Annotated in this window: 15 protein-coding genes; 10 read left to right on the forward strand and 5 right to left on the reverse strand. The window is 67.6% G+C overall.

What is annotated here, in order from left to right:
- Positions 1–20: 20 nt before the first annotated feature.
- Positions 21–2,315 carry an FUSC family protein gene (locus tag BLS50_RS02370; protein WP_074800477.1) on the forward strand — a complete coding sequence of 765 codons (2,295 nt, stop codon included), beginning with the start codon at positions 21–23 and terminating at the stop codon, positions 2,313–2,315.
- A 291-nt stretch (positions 2,316–2,606) separates the two neighbouring features.
- Positions 2,607–3,974, forward strand: coding sequence for an amino acid permease (locus BLS50_RS02375; protein WP_069232396.1), 1,368 nt, complete (start codon positions 2,607–2,609; stop codon positions 3,972–3,974).
- 147 nt (positions 3,975–4,121) lie between these two features.
- On the opposite strand, the gene BLS50_RS35090 is transcribed toward BLS50_RS02375, so the two are convergent.
- Entirely contained in the window at positions 4,122–4,283 is a 162-nt protein-coding gene (locus BLS50_RS35090) for a hypothetical protein (RefSeq protein ID WP_006476417.1), read from the reverse strand.
- Positions 4,284–4,526: 243 nt separating this feature from the next.
- On the opposite strand from BLS50_RS35090, the gene BLS50_RS02380 reads away from it, so the two are divergent.
- The 3 genes from BLS50_RS02380 to BLS50_RS02390 are packed head-to-tail and all read left to right on the forward strand — an operon-like array spanning position 4,527 to position 8,032.
- Positions 4,527–5,564, forward strand: coding sequence for a Fe(3+) ABC transporter substrate-binding protein (locus BLS50_RS02380; RefSeq protein WP_074800479.1), 1,038 nt, complete (start codon positions 4,527–4,529; stop codon positions 5,562–5,564).
- Positions 5,554–7,254, forward strand: a complete 1,701-nt coding sequence (locus BLS50_RS02385; protein WP_074800483.1) for an ABC transporter permease — start codon at positions 5,554–5,556, stop codon at positions 7,252–7,254. The genes BLS50_RS02380 and BLS50_RS02385 overlap by 11 nt, the downstream gene beginning before the upstream one ends.
- A gap of 4 nt (positions 7,255–7,258) precedes the next feature.
- Positions 7,259–8,032 carry an ABC transporter ATP-binding protein gene (locus tag BLS50_RS02390; protein ID WP_027807104.1) on the forward strand — a complete coding sequence of 258 codons (774 nt, stop codon included), beginning with the start codon at positions 7,259–7,261 and terminating at the stop codon, positions 8,030–8,032.
- A 30-nt stretch (positions 8,033–8,062) separates the two neighbouring features.
- Here BLS50_RS02390 and BLS50_RS02395 read toward each other — a convergent pair whose 3' ends face one another.
- The 4 genes from BLS50_RS02395 to BLS50_RS02410 form a co-directional block, all read right to left on the reverse strand.
- Complete coding sequence (locus BLS50_RS02395; protein WP_027807103.1) at positions 8,063–8,533, reverse strand: Lrp/AsnC family transcriptional regulator; 471 nt, start codon at positions 8,531–8,533, stop codon at positions 8,063–8,065.
- A 235-nt stretch (positions 8,534–8,768) separates the two neighbouring features.
- Entirely contained in the window at positions 8,769–9,410 is a 642-nt protein-coding gene (locus BLS50_RS02400; protein ID WP_006476420.1) for an NAD(P)-dependent oxidoreductase, read from the reverse strand.
- A 132-nt stretch (positions 9,411–9,542) separates the two neighbouring features.
- Positions 9,543–9,998 carry an Rrf2 family transcriptional regulator gene (locus BLS50_RS02405; protein WP_011545008.1) on the reverse strand — a complete coding sequence of 152 codons (456 nt, stop codon included), beginning with the start codon at positions 9,996–9,998 and terminating at the stop codon, positions 9,543–9,545.
- 90 nt (positions 9,999–10,088) lie between these two features.
- Positions 10,089–10,517, reverse strand: a complete 429-nt coding sequence (locus tag BLS50_RS02410) for a hypothetical protein (RefSeq protein WP_027807102.1) — start codon at positions 10,515–10,517, stop codon at positions 10,089–10,091.
- A 197-nt stretch (positions 10,518–10,714) separates the two neighbouring features.
- Here BLS50_RS02410 and BLS50_RS02415 point away from each other — a divergent pair, with 197 nt between their 5' ends.
- The 5 genes from BLS50_RS02415 (at position 10,715) to BLS50_RS02435 (ending at position 17,722) form a co-directional block, all read left to right on the forward strand.
- On the forward strand, positions 10,715–11,050 hold the full coding sequence (locus BLS50_RS02415) for a hypothetical protein (protein ID WP_011545006.1): 336 nt from the start codon (positions 10,715–10,717) through the stop codon (positions 11,048–11,050).
- 254 nt (positions 11,051–11,304) lie between these two features.
- On the forward strand, positions 11,305–12,498 hold the full coding sequence (locus BLS50_RS02420) for an ammonium transporter (protein ID WP_011694238.1): 1,194 nt from the start codon (positions 11,305–11,307) through the stop codon (positions 12,496–12,498).
- 190 nt (positions 12,499–12,688) lie between these two features.
- Complete coding sequence (locus BLS50_RS02425; protein ID WP_027811439.1) at positions 12,689–14,653, forward strand: PhoX family protein; 1,965 nt, start codon at positions 12,689–12,691, stop codon at positions 14,651–14,653.
- A 616-nt stretch (positions 14,654–15,269) separates the two neighbouring features.
- Positions 15,270–16,094, forward strand: a complete 825-nt coding sequence (locus BLS50_RS02430) for an IclR family transcriptional regulator (RefSeq protein WP_027807099.1) — start codon at positions 15,270–15,272, stop codon at positions 16,092–16,094.
- Positions 16,095–16,348: 254 nt separating this feature from the next.
- Positions 16,349–17,722, forward strand: coding sequence for an MdtA/MuxA family multidrug efflux RND transporter periplasmic adaptor subunit (locus BLS50_RS02435; protein WP_011694235.1), 1,374 nt, complete (start codon positions 16,349–16,351; stop codon positions 17,720–17,722).
- Positions 17,723–17,733 lie beyond the last annotated feature (11 nt).

Raw genomic sequence — 17,733 nt, forward strand, 5'->3', positions numbered from 1 at the left:
GTCTGTCATTCAGCCCATCGATGCGCTATTCGGTCGAAATCAGAAAGTTTTTCTACAGCCAGTACTTTTTCGGCGGCCTGCGGATCGCGGTCGGCGTGTCGCTGCCGGCCGTGTTGTGCCTGATCGTGTTTCACAACCGGGAGCTCGGCTTCACGATCTCGACGGGCGCGCTCGGTGCGTGCGTGGTCGACATGCCGGGCCCGCTGAAGTACAAACACAACGAAATGCTCGCGTGCAGCGTGATCGGCTTCCTGGCCGCGCTCGCGACCGGCCTCGCGACCCCGAACATCTTCGCGCTGTGGCTCACGATCGTGCCGCTCACGTTCGTGCTGTCGCTGATCGTCGTCTACGGCAACCGCTGGCCGCAGATCAGCTTCGCGACGCTGTTCATGATGGTGATGACGCTCGAGGAGAAGTTCACGCCGCTGCAGGCGTTCGTCAACGCCGGCTGGATTCTCGCGGGCGGCCTCTGGTACACGTACTGGGCCACGCTCGTGTCGCAGTGGCAGGCGCGCCGGATCGAGCAGCAGGCGCTGGCCGAAAGCCTGTTCGCCTGCGCCGATTATCTGCTCGCACGCGCGCAGTTCTACGACCTCGACGCCGATCTCGACGAGTGCTACCGCAATCTCGTCGCCCGGCAGATTACCGCGGTCGAAACGCAGGAAACCGCGCGCGACATCGTGCTGCGCAACCTGCCGAAGCTGCGGCGCGGCAAGCTCGATCCCGGCCGCACGACGATGTACAACCTGTTCATCAACAGCGTCGACCTGCACGAGCTGTTCGTCGGCGCGCACACCGATTACCCGCTCGTGCGCAACACGTTCGGCGGCTCGGACCTGATCATTTTCTATCGCGACCTGATCCGCAAGGCCGCGGCCGATCTCGAGGAGGTCGGCCTCGCGGTGCTCGAAAACCGCGCGCCGCATTCGCACATCAGCGTGAAGGCCGAGCTGCGCGCGATCGAGTACGAGATCGAGTTGATGCGCAAGAAAAACTTCGCGGCCACCCACGCGGAAGCCTATGCGGCCGTGGTCGCGACGTTCCGGCGCATCTGGAGCGCGACGCGCCTGATCGACCGGATGCGCCGCAACCTGTCGGGCCACGCCGATCCGCAGCAAACCGAACTGAAGATCGACAAGGCGCTCACGCGCTTCCTGCAGCGCCGCCGCATGTCGCCGCTGCTGATCTTCTCGAACCTGAACATGCGCTCGCCGAGCTTTCGCCATGCACTGCGCGTGACGATCGCGGTGGCGGTCGGCTTCTGGATCGGCCGGCTGCTGCCGCTCACCAACGCGTACTGGATCGTGATGACGACCATCATCATCCTGAAGCCCGGCTATTCGCTGACCAAGCAGCGCAACGCGGCGCGTATCGTCGGTACGCTGATCGGCTGCGCGGCGAGCGTCGCGCTGATCTACACGGTCAAGGACACGCACCTGCTGATCGCGATCATGTTCGGGTCGATGGTGATGAGCTACAGCCTGCTGCTGTTCAACTATGCGGCGAGCGTCGTGTTCACGTCGTCGTACGTGCTGCTGATGTTTCACCTGCTCGCGCCGGGCAGCATGCGGATCATCGGCGAACGCGCGATCGACACGGTGGTCGGCTGCATGATCGCGATCGCCGCGAGCCGGCTGTTCCCGTACTGGGAATACCGGCTGATGGGCAAGCTCGTCACCGACATGCTGACGTCCACCCGCAAGTATTTCGAGGCCGTGTGGCGCGTCGGGCGCGGCATGTCGCCGCCGGTGCCGGTGCCGACCGCCGACGGTGCCGCCGTCGTCGCAGGCGTCGCCGCCGCGATCGAATCCCCGACGGCCAGCCTCGACGACGACTACCGCTACCGCCTCGCCCGCAAGGACGTGCACATCGCGTTCGCGAACCTCGGGCAGGCGTTCCAGCGGATGATGATCGAGCCGAAGGCGCACCAGCGCTTCGTGCCCGAACTGAACGACCTGCTCGTGCAGACGCACGTGCTCGGCGCGCAGATCACGGCCGCCGCGCCGCTGATCCGCAGCGCATGCGCGGCCGACGGCAGCCTCGTCCACGACGATGCGCTGCAGCGCGGCCTCGCCGCGGTGCTCGACAATCTCGAGAAGGCCGAGGCTGGCGAGCCGCCGCCTGCCGACCAGCTCGAAGCGTCGAAGCAGATCACGCGCGATCTCGATGCGATGGTCGTGTCCGCGGAAAAATCCGATGCAGTCGGCGCCGAGCTCACGCACGACCTGAAGGTGCTCGCGCACCAGTGCAAGCAGATGCTCGCGTCGTCGCTGCTGATCCGCAAGGACGCCAGCGTGATCCGCCTGCCCGCCTGACCCCGAATGTCCGCGCCGGCAAGGCGGCCCGCGCATGGCGCGGGTCGGCCACCGGCGCACGCCGATTCAACGATCCCCGAAGCATGCCCCACCCGCTCCACGCGGCCCGCGCATCCGGCGCGCGACCGCCCCACGCCCCATTCCGTTTGCCGCGCCAGTCAGGGAATACCCGATTCCGGTCACCGGGTCCGGCTTGTTATCATTCGTTCACATTCAAGTTGTATAGACAACTTGACGCACTCGAACCGGCCCCGCTCGCACGGTTCGTCGCATAACGATATCGGAGACTCGATGAAAAACTTGCAGCGCCACCTGAGCGCGCGGCACATCCGCTTTCTCGCGCTGGGCTCGGCGATCGGCACGGGCCTGTTCTACGGCTCCGCGTCCGCGATCCAGCTTGCCGGCCCGGCCGTGATCCTCGCGTACATCCTGGGCGGCGCGGCCGTCTACATGGTGATGCGCGCGCTCGGCGAGATGGCCGTGCGCGAACCCGTCGCCGGCTCGTTCGGCCACTACGCGACCGAGAACCTCGGCCCCTTCGCGGGCTTCGTCACCGGCTGGACCTACACACTCGAAATGGTGATCGTCGCGATCGCGGACATCACCGCGTTCGGCATCTACATGGGCTTCTGGTTTCCGGACGTCCCGCAATGGATATGGGTGCTCGGCGTCGTCGCGATCATCTGCGGGCTGAACCTGTGCCACGTGAAAGTGTTCGGCGAGCTCGAATTCTGGCTGTCGATCATCAAGGTCGGCGCGATCGTCGCGATGATCGGCGGCGGCGTCGCGATCCTGCTGACCGGCATGCACTTTGGTCATTCGGCCGACTTGCCGACGTTCGCGAACCTGTGGAACCACGGCGGCTTCTTGCCGAACGGCATCGGCGGGCTGATCGCGTCGCTGTCGGTCGTGATCTTCGCGTACGGCGGGATCGAAGTGATCGGGATGAGCGCCGGCGAGGCGAAGGACCCGGAACGCGTGATTCCGCGCGCGATCAATGCGGTGCCCGCACGCATCCTGCTGTTCTACGTGCTGACGATGGTGGTACTGATGTCGATCAGCCCGTGGACGGGCGTCGGCAGCGACGGCAGCCCGTTCGTGCAGATCTTCTCGGCGCTCGGCGTGAAATCGGCCGCGACGATCCTGAACCTCGTCGTGATCAGCGCGGCGATCTCGGCGATCAACAGCGACATCTTCGGCGCGGGCCGGATGATGTTCGGGATGGCGCGGCAGGGTCAGGCGCCGCGCGTGCTGATGACGACGTCGCGCCACGGCGTGCCGTGGGTCACGGTGCTCGTGATGGCCGGCGCGCTGCTGGTGGGCGTGCTGCTCAACTACCTGATGCCGAAGGACGTGTTCCTGGTGGTCGCCGCGATCGCGACGTTCGCGACCGTGTGGGTGTGGCTGATGATCCTGCTGTCGCAGGTGGCGATGCGTCGCCGCCTGTCGAACGCCGAAGTCGCCGCGCTGAAGTTCAAGGTGCCGCTGTGGCCCGTCGCGCCCGCGCTGACGATCGCCTTCATGGGCTTCGTGATCGTGATGCTCGGCTGGTTCGAGGATACGCGCGTGGCGCTGTATGTCGGCGCGGCATGGCTCGCGCTGCTCGCGGCCGTGTTCTACGCACGGATTCGCCCGAAATTCGCACCTGCGTCACGTTGACGCACGGCTGACTGGCCGGTGCGGCGCGCCGGTTCCGGCGCGCCTTCCGATGTCCCGGTTCCGCGCGGCGCCCGTCGCGCCGGAAGCCGCGGATCGACTCTGTTGGCATGCCCCGCACGCGACCCGATCGGGCCGCGTAGCGGCACGTCAGTGCGACGCCGCGCTCGCGGCCTCGGCCGGATGGGCCTCGTCGTACGCGTGCTTCTGCGAAATCGCGTTGTACAGGATCGTCCCGATCACGAGCAGCACGGCCACGACGATCAGGATGCTCACGTTGCGGACAGGGTTCTTCTTGCGCTGATCGTTCATGGTCGGTGCGGCTCCGTCAAATTCGTCGAAGCGGGCATTCTACGCGCTTGCGCCCACACTGCACCGCCCCGTTCGCCGCCCTCCGGCCTCGGCTTCTCCTCCGCTTTCCGTCAGCTTTCGATTGTTAATCGTTCCCATTTCGATCTAGAATCCCAAGTCTTTCATTTTGTAATGTTTCGGGTCGCTCGGGCGGCAGGCGCGCCCCGGAACGCTCCCTCGTCCACCTGCCGCACCGGAGTCTTCATGTCGAATCCGCGCACCCGCCTGCTGCCGCTCGCCGGCGCCCTCGCCGTCGCAGCCTTCGCGCCGCTTGCCCACGCGGCCGAGGAAGTGAGCCTGTACACCACCCGCGAGCCGAAGCTGATCCAGCCGCTCATCGACGCGTTCACGAAGCAGAGCGGCGTCAAGGTCAACACGGTGTTCGTGAAGGACGGCCTGCTCGAGCGCGTGAAGGCGGAAGGCGCGCAGTCGCCGGCCGACGTGCTGATGACGGTCGACGTCGGCAACCTGCTCGACCTCGTCGACGGCGGCGTCACGCAGCCGGTGCGCTCGAAGGTGCTCGACGACGCGATTCCCGCGAACCTGCGCGCCACGAACGGCGACTGGTACGCGCTGTCGCTGCGCGATCGCGTGCTGTACGTCGAAAAGGACCTGAAGGTCGATGCGTTCCGTTACGAGGATCTCGCCGATCCGAAATGGAAGGGCAAGGTCTGCATCCGCTCGGGCCAGCATCCGTACAACACCGCGCTCGTCGCGGCGATGATCGCGCACGACGGCGAGGCCGCGACCGAGACATGGCTGCGCGGCGTGAAGGCGAACCTCGCGCGCAAGGCGACCGGCGGCGACCGCGACGTCGCGCGCGACATCCTCGGCGGCATCTGCGACGTCGGCCTCGCGAACGCTTACTACGTCGGCCACATGAAAAACGCCGAACCGGGCAGCGATGCGCGCAAATGGGGCGACGCGATCAAGGTGGTGCGCCCGACCTTCGCGAACGCGAAGAGCGGCGGCACGCACGTGAACATCAGCGGCGCGACGGTCGCGAAGCACGCGCCGCACAAGGCCAACGCGGTGAAACTGCTCGAATATCTCGTGTCGCCGGAAGCGCAGGCGCTGTATGCGCAGGCGAACTACGAATACCCGGTGCGCGCGAACGTGAAGCTCGACCCGGTGATCGCCAGCTTCGGCACGCTGAAAGTCGATCCGCTGCCGCTGGCGGACATCGCGAAGCATCGCAAGCAGGCGAGCCAGCTCGTCGACAAGGTCGGCTTTGACAACTGACGCATCGCCCGCCCGCGCCTGCCGCGAGCCGAGCGGTCCGCGGCCGTATCTGCGTCTGCGACCGCGCGCGGGCAGCCTGTGGCTGCTCGCGGCGCTGACGATCGCCGCGGCGGTCGCGGCGCCGCTCGCGGTGCTCGTGGCCGCCGCGTTCGACGCCGATCTCGCGCACTGGCGGCATCTCGCGGAATTCGTGCTGCCGCAGGCGCTCGTCAATACGCTGCTGCTGCTCGCCGGGGTCGGCACGATCGTGTCGATCGTCGGCACCGGCTGCGCATGGCTCGTCACCGCCTACGATTTTCCCGGCCGCCGGACCCTGACCTGGGCACTGCTGCTGCCGCTCGCGGTGCCCACCTACATCGTCGCGTTCGCGTACCTCGATCTGCTGCACCCGATCGGCCCCGTGCAAGGCGCGATCCGCTGGCTGCTCGGCTTCGACAGCCCGCGCCAGTTCCGTCTGCCCGACCTGCGTTCGCTGCCCGGCGCGATCTTCGTGCTCGGCTTCGTGCTGTATCCGTATGTCTACCTGAGCACGCGCGCGATGTTCGTCACGCAGTCCGCGAGCCTGCTCGAGGCCGCGCGCACGCTCGGCGCGGGCCGCCTCGCGACGTTCTGGCGCGTCGTCGTGCCGCTGGCCCGGCCGGCGATCGCGGTCGGCGTGAGCCTCGCGCTGCTCGAAACGCTGAACGATATCGGCGCGTCGGAATTCCTCGGCGTGCAGACGCTGACCGTGTCCGTCTATACGACGTGGATCACGCGCTCCGATCTCGCCGGCGCCGCGCAGATCGCGCTGGCGATGCTCGCGATCGTCGTCGGCATGATCGCGCTCGAACGCTATGGGCGCCGCCGCCAGCGCTACGCGCACGGCCGGCGCATGCGGCCGATCGCGCCGCGCCGCCTGACCGGCGCGGCCGCGCTGGGCGCCGCCATGCTCGGCTGGCTGCCCGTCCTGCTCGGCTTCGGCGCGCCGGCCGCGTACCTCGCGGTCGAAACGGCCAAGCGGCTGCACCTCGTCGGCGGCGTCTCCGCGCAATTGATGACGGGGCTCGCGAACACGCTGACGATCGCGACCGCCGCCACCGTCGCGACGCTCGCGTGCGGGCTCGTCGTCGCGTGGGCCGCCCGCGCGCAGCGCGACAGCGCCGGTGCGGGCCCGGCCCGCCTCTGCGCGCGGATCGCGAGCCTCGGCTACGCGGTGCCAGGCACCGTACTCGCGATCGGCCTGCTGATTCCGTTCGCGGCGGCCGACCGGCTGTTCGGCGCGGCGCTCGGCCGCGACGGGCTGCTGCTGATGGGTTCGGCGACCGCGCTCGTGATCGCCTATACCGTGCGTTTTCTCGCGATCCCGGCCGGCGGCATCGAGGCCGGCCTCGCGCGCATTCCGCCGTCGCTCGAACAGGCCGCGCGCTCGCTCGGCGAGACGGCCGGCGGCACGTTGCGCCGCGTCCACCTGCCGCTGTTGCGGCCCGCGCTCACGACGAGCGCGCTGCTGGTGTTCGTCGACGCGATGAAGGAGCTGCCGGCCACGCTGCTGCTGCGTCCGTTGAATTTCGACACGCTCGCGACCTGGCTGTATGCGGAAGCTGCGCGCGGCACCTATGAAGAAGGCGCGGTCGCCGCGCTCGCGATCGTGCTGGCCGGGCTCGTGCCCGTGATCCTGCTCGCCCGCACCCGCCACAAGATCGGAGCCTGACACCGTGAACCTGCTCGAACTCGACGACCTCTGCGTCGCCTACGACACGCCGCACGGCCGCCGCACCGTGGTCGACGGCCTGAGCCTCGCGCTGCCGCGCGGCGACATCGGCTGCCTGCTCGGCGCGTCCGGCTGCGGCAAGACCACCGTGCTGCGCGCGATCGCCGGCTTCGAACCCGTGCGCATGGGGCGCATCGTGCTGGACGGCACGCCGGTCGCGGCGCCGTCGCTCGACGTGCCGCCCGAGCGGCGGCGCATCGGCATGATGTTCCAGGATTACGCGCTGTTTCCGCACCTGAGCGCGGCCGACAACGTCGCGTTCGGCCTGCGGCGCATGCCGAAGGCCGAACGGCGCCTGCGCGTCGCGGAGATGCTCGACCTCGTCGGCCTCGCCGATTCCGGCGACGCGTATCCGCACGAACTGTCGGGCGGCCAGCAGCAGCGCGTCGCCCTCGCACGCGCCCTTGCACCGTCGCCGGAATTGCTGCTGCTCGACGAGCCGTTCTCGAATCTCGACGTCGATACGCGCGAGCGGCTCGCGTTCGAGTTGCGCGACATCCTGAAGCACACGGGCCACACCGCGATCCTCGTCACGCACAATCAGGCGGAAGCGTTCGCGATCGCCGACCGGATCGGCGTGATGAAGGACGGCCGGCTCGCGCAATGGGATACGCCGTATGCGCTGCACCATCATCCGGCCAGCCCGTTCGTCGCGGCTTTCGTGCGCCGCGACGCGCTCGCCGACGAGCGCGCACGCGCGCTGGCGCGCGGCCGCTGAAGCCGCGCGGCCGACGCGGCGGCCGGCCCGTCAGGCCGGCTCGACCAGATCGCGCACGGGCAGCGCGGTCGAATACTTGATCTGCTCCATCGCGAACGACGAACTGACGTCGAACAGCGGCACCGTGCGAATCAGTTGCTTGTAGACGCGGTCGTAATCGTCGATGCCGGCCACCACCACGCGCAGCAGGTAATCGGTCTCGCCGCTCATCCGGTAGACCTCGACCACTTCCGGCATGTCGCGCACCGCCTGCGTGAAACGCTGCGCCCATTCCTCGGTGTGCTGGTTCGTGCGGATCGCGACGAACACGGTCGTGCCGACCCCGAGCTTGCGCGGATCGCACAGCGCGACCTGCGCGCGAATCGCGCCGGTTTCCTTCAGCCGCTGCACGCGCTTCCAGCACGGCGTCTGCGACAGGTTCACGCGCTGCGCCAGCTCCGCGATCGGCAGCGTGGCATCCGCCTGCAGCAGCTCCAGCAGCTTGCGATCGATGGCGTCCATTTCTCCATTCCCTCGTCGATAGAAATTTATTCTATTCATCCTGCCCAACGGGGAACAATAGGAAAAGTGTCTCGGCACGTCGACCGGTGTAAATACCGATCCGCCACGCGCTCGCCGCCCCAAACGAAACAGGCGACGCCACCCGCGAAGGGTGGCGTCGCCTGACATCGTCGCGCGTCGCGGCTTGCACGCCGCGCCCGGGCCGGCGCTCACACGCCGCCGGCCGCCACGCCGATCAATACGCGACCGTCGCGATTTCGCGTACGAAGCTGTCCTGCTCGAGCGCGTCGACGAACGCGACCGCGTAGTCTTCCGCCGAGATCTTGCTGTTGCCCTGCGCGTCCACGATCAGCTTGCCGACGCCGGTGCGGAACGTGCCCGTGCGCTCGCCCGGCGCGATCAGCGCGGCCGGCGCGAAGAAGGTCCAGTCGAGATCGGTGACCGTCTTCAGGTAGTCGAATGCGTCGCGGTGCGCGAGCGCCTGCGGCTTGTACGCGTCCGGAAAACCTTCGGTGTCGACGAGCTGCTTGCCCGGCGCGACTTCGAGCGAACCGGCGCCGCCTACCACGACGAGCCGCTTCAGGCCGGCCTGGCGCGTGCCGGCGACCAGCGCCTTCGCGGCCGCGACGACCTGCGCCGCATCTTCCTGCTTCGGGCCGTACGCGCTTGCGACGACGTCATGGCCCGGCAGCGCGGCGGCGATGCTGGCCGCGTCGAACAGGTCGGCCGCCTTCGCGGTGATGCCGTCGCCGGATGCGCCCGGATGGCGCGACAGCGCCGTGACGCGGTGGCCGCGTCGCACGGCTTCCGCCGCGATGCGCGAGCCGATCGTGCCGGTGGCGCCGAACAGCGCGATATTCAACGAACGTTGCGTCATATCGATTCTCCAGTAATGAAAATATGTAACACAGTTAATTACACATAAGACCGAAAAAAACGGGGCGAAGCCCCCGTTGCGCCGATCGCCGCGCGTACGCGCCGTCCGGCTTCCTGCCCTGCCCGCCGTCGGTCACCCGCCGGCGCGCGCCGCCCGTTGCGTGCGCTGCTCCCGGTCCAGCATGTCGGCCGTCACGTCGACCAGCGTGCGGGTGGCGAGCGAAGCCTCCATCGCGCGCTGCGCATCGCCGATATAGCCGGTCAGCACGCCCTGGATGTGCCGCCCGACGAGACACGCCGGATTCGGCGCCTCGCGGTGCAGCGCGAACAGTTGCGCATCGTCGACCGCGCGATACACGTCGAGCAGCGTGATTTCACCGGGCTCGCGCGCCAGCAGCGCACCGCCGCCCGCGCCGAGCTGCGACGTGGTCAGGCCCGCGGCCGCCAGCATCGACAGCAACCGGCGAATCAGCGCCGGATTCGTATTCACGCTGCCCGCGATGATGTCGGACGACAACGGCACGCCTTCCTGCATCGACAGCAAGGCAAGCACGTGAACGGCAAACGCGAACCGGCTGCTGGTATTCATTCCTGACTCACTCGGCGACGCCGGCCCGACCCGCAACCGGCGACATGTGTAACCATCATAATTACATTTTACGAATCGTGCAAGCCCGCGTCATTCGCCGCTCGCGGGTTTGGCCCCCGCGGCGCTCTGCTGGCTCCACTGCTGGAGTTTCTTGCCGGCTTCGGCGATCTTCGCGCCCGCTTCGGAAGCCGCATGCGCGACGACCGCGGACGCCGCCGCGTCGATCTGCGCCTGCGCGGCCGATGCGAGGCCGCTCGCGGACAGCGGCGGCACGGCCGACGCCGCGGACGCGATGCCGGCCTTCGCCGCATTGATCTGTTGATTGACCGTGCTCGCCACCTGGTCGAGCGCCTTGGCCGCATTGTTGGCGGCATCGGCGGCCGCGCTCGCGGCCGTATCGGGTTGCGCGGCCGGCGTGCCGGACTTCTCGCAGCCCGCGAGCAACAGCAGCGCACCGGCGGCCACGGCCGCCAGCACGGACCCGGGCACACGACGCGCCCGCGATGTCTTCATGTTCATCAGCAATCTCCGGCCGCGCGTGGCGCGACCTCGTGGTTGGACCGGTGTCGATGATACCGCCTGTGGAACAGGCCAAATAACGACCCGTCATTAAAAATGCCTTTCAATTTCGGATTCGTCTGATTCAATCGCACGCGCCACGCCTCTAAAGTGGGCACGCTTCAATCCGCTTCATACGTGTCCCCCTTTTCCTCGTTATGGCTTTCCTCGTCGATTGGCTCATCGCCCTGGCCGCGCTGCTCGCCGCCACCCTGTTCCTGTGCCTGCGTGCGCCGTCGGCGCGCCGCCTCGCCGAATCCGGGCGTCCGCGCCGCATCGCCTGCGCGCGCCTGCTCACGCAGGCCGTGATCGGGTTCTGGACCGCTGCACTGATCGTCGCGCAAGGTATCCTCGGCGCCGACGCCGACGGCCAGTCCCTCGCGGGCTTCGCGGCGCTTGCCTTCGCCGCGCTCGGGCTGGCGACCGTCGCCGCCTACTGGTCGGCCTGCGCGCTGCGGCTGCGCCGGCCGCCCGCGCTGTTCGCACGCCACTGACGCGCCAGATCGGTGCGTGACACCGCATCGCCGCGCACCGCCTCGTTCAGCGCACGCACCAGTTCAGCACGCCTCGCACCACCTCCGTGCAATCGCCGCGCCCCTCGAGCGGCGCCGATCACGCCTCGATCCCGTGCATGATTCACCGGAATGCCGCATGGCGCGGCATCCGGGCACCAATTCCACGCAATCGTTCACCAGGTTGGCTCGATATTTGCATTCCTTGCCCGTTTTTTGCGCAAGGAAGCCACGGCATGGATGGTCTGAAATCCGGCGTCGACACACTGTTCCTGTTGATCGGCGCCGTCATGGTGCTCGCGATGCACGCGGGCTTCGCGTTTCTCGAACTCGGCACGGTCCGCAAGAAGAACCAGGTCAACGCGCTCGTGAAGATCCTGGTCGACTTCTCGGTGTCGACGCTCGCGTACTTCTTCATCGGCTACACGATCGCGTACGGCGTCGAATTCTTCGACGATATCGGCACGCTGTCGCAGCACAACGGCTACGCGCTCGTCCGCTTCTTTTTCCTGCTGACGTTCGCGGCGGCGATCCCGGCGATCGTGTCGGGCGGCATCGCCGAGCGCGCGAAGTTCAACCCGCAACTCGTCGCGACGCTGATCATCGTCGGCTTCATCTATCCGTTCTTCGAAGGGATCGCGTGGAACGAGCGCTTCGGCGTGCAGGCCTGGCTCGCGCACGCGTTCGGCGCGCCGTTCCACGACTTCGCCGGCTCGGTGGTCGTGCACGCGTTCGGCGGCTGGGTCGCGCTGCCCGCCGTGCTGCTGCTCGGCGCGCGCCACGGCCGCTATGCGAAGGACGGCCGGATCGCAGCGCACCCGCCGTCGAACATCCCGTTCCTCGCGCTCGGCGCGTGGGTGCTCGCGGTCGGCTGGTTCGGCTTCAACGTGATGAGCGCGCAGACGCTCGACAAGATCAGCGGCCTCGTCGCGGTGAACTCGCTGATGGCGATGGTCGGCGGCACGCTCGCCGCGTGGATGGCCGGCCGCAACGACCCGGGCTTCACGTACAACGGGCCGCTCGCGGGCCTCGTCGCGGTATGCGCGGGCTCCGACGTGATGCACCCGATCGGCGCGCTCGTCACGGGCGCCGCGGCCGGTGCGCTGTTCGTCGCGATGTTCACCTGCGTGCAGAACCGCTGGCGCATCGACGACGTGCTCGGCGTGTGGCCGCTGCACGGGATGTGCGGCGCACTCGGCGGCCTCGCGGCCGGCGTGTTCGGGCTGCCGGCGCTCGGCGGCCTCGGCGGCGTGTCGTTCCTGTCGCAGCTCGTCGGCACGCTCGGCGGCATCGCGATCGCGACCGCGGGCGGCACGCTCGTCTACGGCGCGCTGAAGGCGACCGTCGGCCTGCGTCTCGATCGGGAAGCCGAATTCGACGGCGCCGACCTGTCGATCCACCGCATCTCGGCCACGCCCGAGCGCGATTGAGCGCAAACGCTTGCGACCGGCGTCCGTCAGCTCACCTGACGGACGCCCGACGTCTCATTACGTTTTCGATTCAAAAAACTTTCATCTAGCGTCCTTACACTTCCGTCCAGTTTTCAATATGCCTTCGCGAAGCTTGCCGCTCGCCCGCTTCGCGAAGGCCATTCTTCCAACAACCGAAACTGGACTCCACATGCCCGCGTTGCCCAATGCTTCCCGTCGTCAGGCCCTGAAGATCCTCGCCGGCGCGCCGATGCTGCCCCTTTCCGGCCTCGCGCTGCCGGCCCTGCTGACGGGTTGCGGCGGCGACGACGATCCCGCGTCCACGCCGGCGCCGGTCGCCGCTGCCTACACGTCGGCGGCATTCTCGGCGATGGCCGCGCCGACGCTCGACAACGCGGCCGCGATGGCCACGACGACGGTCGGCTCGACGCTGTCGGTGTCGTTCTCGGACGGCTCGTCGCGCAACTTCAAGCTCGCGTACAAGCCGTTCTTCGTGACCGGCGACATGGTGCCGGACGGCAACGGCGGCACGACGCTCGCGGGCGGCTACTACGACATCAACAACCAGCCGATCATCGATCGCTCGGTCGCCGGCAAGGAACGCCAGTTCTATTCCGACTGCCCGGACGGCAGCTCGCTGCTGACGCTGAAGAACGCGAATGTCCCCGGCGTGAAGGGCAACGCGGTGTTCGCGGTCGTGCAGTTCGAATACACGACGCGCGACCAGGCGAGCGCGTCGCAGTACGGCCAGCTGCCGTCGCCGATCGCCGTGCTCACGCTCGACCAGGACCCGGCCACCGGCGCGCTGAAGGTCGTGAAGTACCACAACGTCGACACGTCGAAGGCGCACGGCCTGTGGATCACCTGCGGCGCGAGCCTGTCGCCGTGGGGCACGCACCTGTCGAGCGAGGAATACGAGCCGGACGCGACGAAGGCCGCGACCGACGCGCAGTTCAAGGCGTTCAGCAAGAACACGTTCGGCGACGAGACGAAGGCGAACCCCTACCACTACGGCCACCTGCCCGAGATCACCGTGAATCCGGACGGCACCGGCACCGTGAAGAAGCACTACTGCCTCGGCCGCATCTCGCACGAGCTGATCCAGGTGATGCCGGACCAGCGCACCGTGATGATGGGTGACGACGCCACCAACGGCGGCCTGTTCATGTTCGTCGCCGACAAGGCGGCCGACCTGTCGGCCGGCACGCTGTACGTCGCGAAGTGGACGCAGACGTCGTCCGCCGGCGCCGGCACCGCGACGCTGACGTGGATCAAGATCGGCCACGCGACCAGCAGCGAGATCGAGACGCTCGCGAACACGCTGAAGGCGTCGGACATCATGGACCTGGTGACGACCGATCCGAACGATGCGAGCTACACGAAGATCCACTTCGGCGGCAAGTTCAACTGGATGCGCGTGAAGCCGGGAATGGAGAAAGCGGCCGCGTTCCTCGAGACGCACCGCTACGCGGCGCTGCTCGGCGGCAGCATGGCGTTCACGAAGCTCGAAGGCACGACCGTGAACGCGAAGGACAAGATCGTCTACACGGCGATGTCGCGGATCGAAACGTCGATGGTCAAGGGCAACGCGGTGTCGCGCGACGTCGCGGTCGACAAGAAGATCGCCGCGGGCGCCGTCTACGCGCTGAACCTGAAGACCGGCCAGCGCGACACGACGGGCGGCGCGATCGACAGCGAATGGGTGCCGGTCGACATGGGTGCGCCGGCCGCGCTGGTCGGCGAGGATCTCGCCGCGGCCGACGCGCTCGGCAACCTCGCGAACCCGGACAAAATCGCGAACCCCGACAACCTGAAGTTCTCCGAAAAGCTGCGCACCCTCTTCATCGGCGAAGACTCGGGCATGCACGTGAACAACTTCCTGTGGGCCTACAACGTCGACACGAAGTCGCTCTCGCGCGTGCTGTCGTGCCCGGCCGGCGCCGAATCGACGGGCCTGCACGCGGTCGACGAGATCAACGGCTGGACCTACATCATGAGCAACTTCCAGCACGCGGGCGACTGGGAATCGCCGCTGCACGACAAGGTCAAGCCGACGCTCGACCCGCTCGTGCGCGCGAACTACAAGGATCGCTTCGGCGCCAGCGTCGGCTACCTGACGGCCGAGCAGACCAGCATCAAGCTCGCGAAGGGCTGATTCCCACGCGAGGCGGAGGCGTTGCTCCCTTGACCGGGCGCCTCCGACCAGGCGTCGTTTCTTCATCACCGTTCATTCGTCGGCGCTCCACGCCGTTTCACGCGCGATGCCCACTGCGGGCGTCGCGCTTTTTTTTGCGTGCGGGGATCGTGAGAGCGGCGCACATCGCGCCTGCAAGCAGGCGCGAAGCAGCCCTGGACAGACGTTTGCGGCGATCGGGGGATAATACGGGCCTGACGCGTCCGGACGGACGGTCGGAAAGACAGGCAAAAAAAAGCGCCACGGAGACCGTGGCGCTAAAAAAGTTCTAGCCATTCCGAGGGCCGTGCTAGAACCTGAGAGACTGCGCGAAACATCGTTGCCGGTTAAACTCTTGAAACGATGTTTCGAAAACGTGAGACATTCTTTCCGTTTCCGCCCGACAAGTCAAGCGGTATTTGCACCGGTTCATGCACTTTCCAGCAACGCTCATTTGAGCGTTTTCCTAATAAACCAAGGGTGAACCCGTAAAATCGCATCGAATGACCGGTTCGCCCGCGGAACATGCATCCTTTGACAATAGTCCTACAATACCAACAAAATTGAAATCGAGTTTCGGAATTAGAGAGAATCCCTCGTGTCGACAACTGTAACCTCTCCCGCGTCGCGGGACCGTGAATCGTCGCCCGACGAGATCACCGCCCTCGCCCGCGGCCTCGCCGTGCTGCGCCGCATCGCCGCTGCCGACGCCCCCGTCAGCAACCGCGAACTGACCGAATTGACCGGCATCCCGAAGCCGACCGTCTCGCGCATCACCGCGACGCTCGTCAGCGCCGGCTTCCTGTTCCAGTTGCCCGACAGCGAGCGCTTCGTGCTGACCGCGTCGGTGCTCGAACTGAGCCACGGCTTCCTGCGCAACTTCGACATCCGCGCGCGTTCGCGGCCGTTCATGATCGAACTGGCCGAACGCACGTCGCTGTCCGTGCATCTCGCGGTGCGCGACCGCCTCGACATGGTCGCGATCGACGTGATCCGCCCGCGCTCGGCCGTGCTCGTCACGCGCCTCGAGATCGGCTCGCGGATGGACATCGCGCGTACGGCCGTGGGGCGCGCGTACCTCGCCGCGCTCGAGGACGACGAGCGGCGGCAGTTGCTCGAGTCGCTGCGCACCACGGCCGGCGACGACTGGCCGCACGTGTCCGCTCGCCTCACGCCCGCGCTCGACGAAGCGATGCGCGACGGCCACGCGATCGCGATCGGCGAATGGCGCGAGGGCCTGAATGCGGTCGCGGCCGGGTTTGTCGGCCCGTCCGGTCAACGCTATTCGGTGAATTGCGGCGGCGCGGCGCACCAGTGTCCGCCCGAATGGCTGCAGGAACAGGTGGTGCCCGCGCTGCAGGAATGCATCGCGAAAATCACCCGCGAAATCGGCGGCGCGCCGGCCCGGCGCGTCGGCGTGTAATCGTTTCGTCATCGCCGTGTCGCGTTCTGTAACGACCGTAACCCGTTGAAAGATAGACCGCTGGACTGTAACGGGGACGGCACGTAGGATCATGCCCATCGTCGCGCCGCATTCGCGGTGCGCACCGCTCTTTTCCCGCGGATCGGCGGGGCCCCGGACCGAGCCGGGCCGCCCCGTCCCGTCACCCGCACGCCCACGCGCAGCCCAGCAGTCCGATTTTCCGGCCCGCCGCGCCGTCTTCCTGACAGAACACGATGGATAACGAACAAAAGCCCACGCCCCCTTCGAAAGACTCCGCGCCCGCCGCTGCACGGCGCCCGCGCCGCACGCTGCTGATCGGCACCGTCGCGGTCGTCGTCATCGGCGGCCTGCTGTGGTGGCATCCGTGGAACCGCACGCCCGCGACAGGCAGCTCGGCGCAAGGCGCGGGCGCCAGCGCGGCCGCAGGCAGCCATCGCGGCCGCGGCGGCCCCGCTGCAATGGCGAACGTTCCGCAGCCGGTGCAGGTCGCCCCCGTGACGCAGGGCGAGATGCCGATCGTGCTGTCCGCGCTCGGCACCGTCACGCCGCTCGCGAACGTGACGGTCAAGACCCAGCTGTCGGGCTACCTGCAGTCGGTGTCGTTCCAGGAAGGCCAGATCGTCAAGAAAGGCGACGTGCTCGCGCAGATCGACCCGCGCCCGTACCAGGTCGCGCTCGAGAACGCCGAAGGCACGCATGCGCGCGACGCGGCGCTGCTCGCGACGGCCCGCCTCGACCTGAAGCGCTACCAGACGCTGCTGTCGCAGGACTCGATCGCGTCGCAAACCGTCGATACGCAGGCATCGCTCGTCAAGCAATACGAAGGCGCGGTGAAGACCGACCAGGCCGCGATCGATTCCGCGAAACTCAATCTCACCTATGCGCGCATCACGGCGCCGGTCTCCGGCCGCGTCGGCCTGCGCCAGGTCGACCCCGGCAACTACGTGACGCCGGGCGACACCAACGGCATCGTCGTGATCACGCAGTTGCAGCCGATGAGCGTGATCTTCACGACATCGGAAGACAACCTGCCGCAGATCCTCAAGCAGGTGAACGCCGGCCAGAAGCTGTCGGTCACCGCCTACAACCGCAACAACACCGTGCCGCTCGAAACGGGCTCGCTCGCGACGCTCGACAACCAGATCGACACGAGCACCGGCACGGTCAAGCTGCGCGCGAATTTCGATAACAAGGAAGGCATGCTGTTCCCGAATCAGTTCGTGAACACGCGGCTGCTCGTCGACGTGATGCGCAACGCGACGATCGTGCCGACCTCCGCCGTGCTGACGGGGTCGATCGGCCAGTTCGTCTATGTCGTGAAACCCGACAATACGGTGACGGTGCGCAAGGTCACGGTCGGCCCGGTCGACGGCGAGCGCACGAGCATCGTCAGCGGCGTGACGCTCGGCGAGCGCGTGGTGACCGACGGCTCGGACCGTCTGCGCGAAGGCTCGAAGATCTCGATTCCGGCCGACAAGCCGAAGGGCGCATCGGGCGCGCGCGGCGCAGGGGCCGCATCGGGTGCATCGGCTGCGTCCGGTGCCGGCGGCCATCGCGGCGGACACCGGCACGGCGCGTCGCAAGCCGCGGCCCCCGCGGCCCAGTAACGCGCGGGCCG

It is taken from the genome of Burkholderia orbicola (genome assembly GCF_900100915.1).
Classification (GTDB): Bacteria; Pseudomonadota; Gammaproteobacteria; order Burkholderiales; family Burkholderiaceae; genus Burkholderia; species Burkholderia orbicola.

Excerpts from the sequence above, each read along its gene's own strand:
- BLS50_RS02400 (WP_006476420.1), bottom strand. The coding sequence starts at position 9,410 with ATGACGCAACGTTCGTTGAATATCGCGCTGTTCGGCGCCACCGGCACG.
- BLS50_RS02435 (WP_011694235.1), top strand. The coding sequence starts at position 16,349 with ATGGATAACGAACAAAAGCCCACGCCCCCTTCGAAAGACTCCGCGCCC.
- BLS50_RS02415 (WP_011545006.1), top strand. The coding sequence starts at position 10,715 with ATGGCTTTCCTCGTCGATTGGCTCATCGCCCTGGCCGCGCTGCTCGCC.
- BLS50_RS02425 (WP_027811439.1), top strand. The coding sequence starts at position 12,689 with ATGCCCGCGTTGCCCAATGCTTCCCGTCGTCAGGCCCTGAAGATCCTC.
- BLS50_RS02405 (WP_011545008.1), bottom strand. The coding sequence starts at position 9,998 with ATGAATACCAGCAGCCGGTTCGCGTTTGCCGTTCACGTGCTTGCCTTG.
- BLS50_RS02420 (WP_011694238.1), top strand. The coding sequence starts at position 11,305 with ATGGATGGTCTGAAATCCGGCGTCGACACACTGTTCCTGTTGATCGGC.
- BLS50_RS02380 (WP_074800479.1), top strand. The coding sequence starts at position 4,527 with ATGTCGAATCCGCGCACCCGCCTGCTGCCGCTCGCCGGCGCCCTCGCC.
- BLS50_RS35090 (WP_006476417.1), bottom strand. The coding sequence starts at position 4,283 with ATGAACGATCAGCGCAAGAAGAACCCTGTCCGCAACGTGAGCATCCTG.
- BLS50_RS02375 (WP_069232396.1), top strand. The coding sequence starts at position 2,607 with ATGAAAAACTTGCAGCGCCACCTGAGCGCGCGGCACATCCGCTTTCTC.
- BLS50_RS02410 (WP_027807102.1), bottom strand. The coding sequence starts at position 10,517 with ATGAACATGAAGACATCGCGGGCGCGTCGTGTGCCCGGGTCCGTGCTG.
- BLS50_RS02395 (WP_027807103.1), bottom strand. The coding sequence starts at position 8,533 with ATGGACGCCATCGATCGCAAGCTGCTGGAGCTGCTGCAGGCGGATGCC.
- BLS50_RS02370 (WP_074800477.1), top strand. The coding sequence starts at position 21 with ATGCGCTATTCGGTCGAAATCAGAAAGTTTTTCTACAGCCAGTACTTT.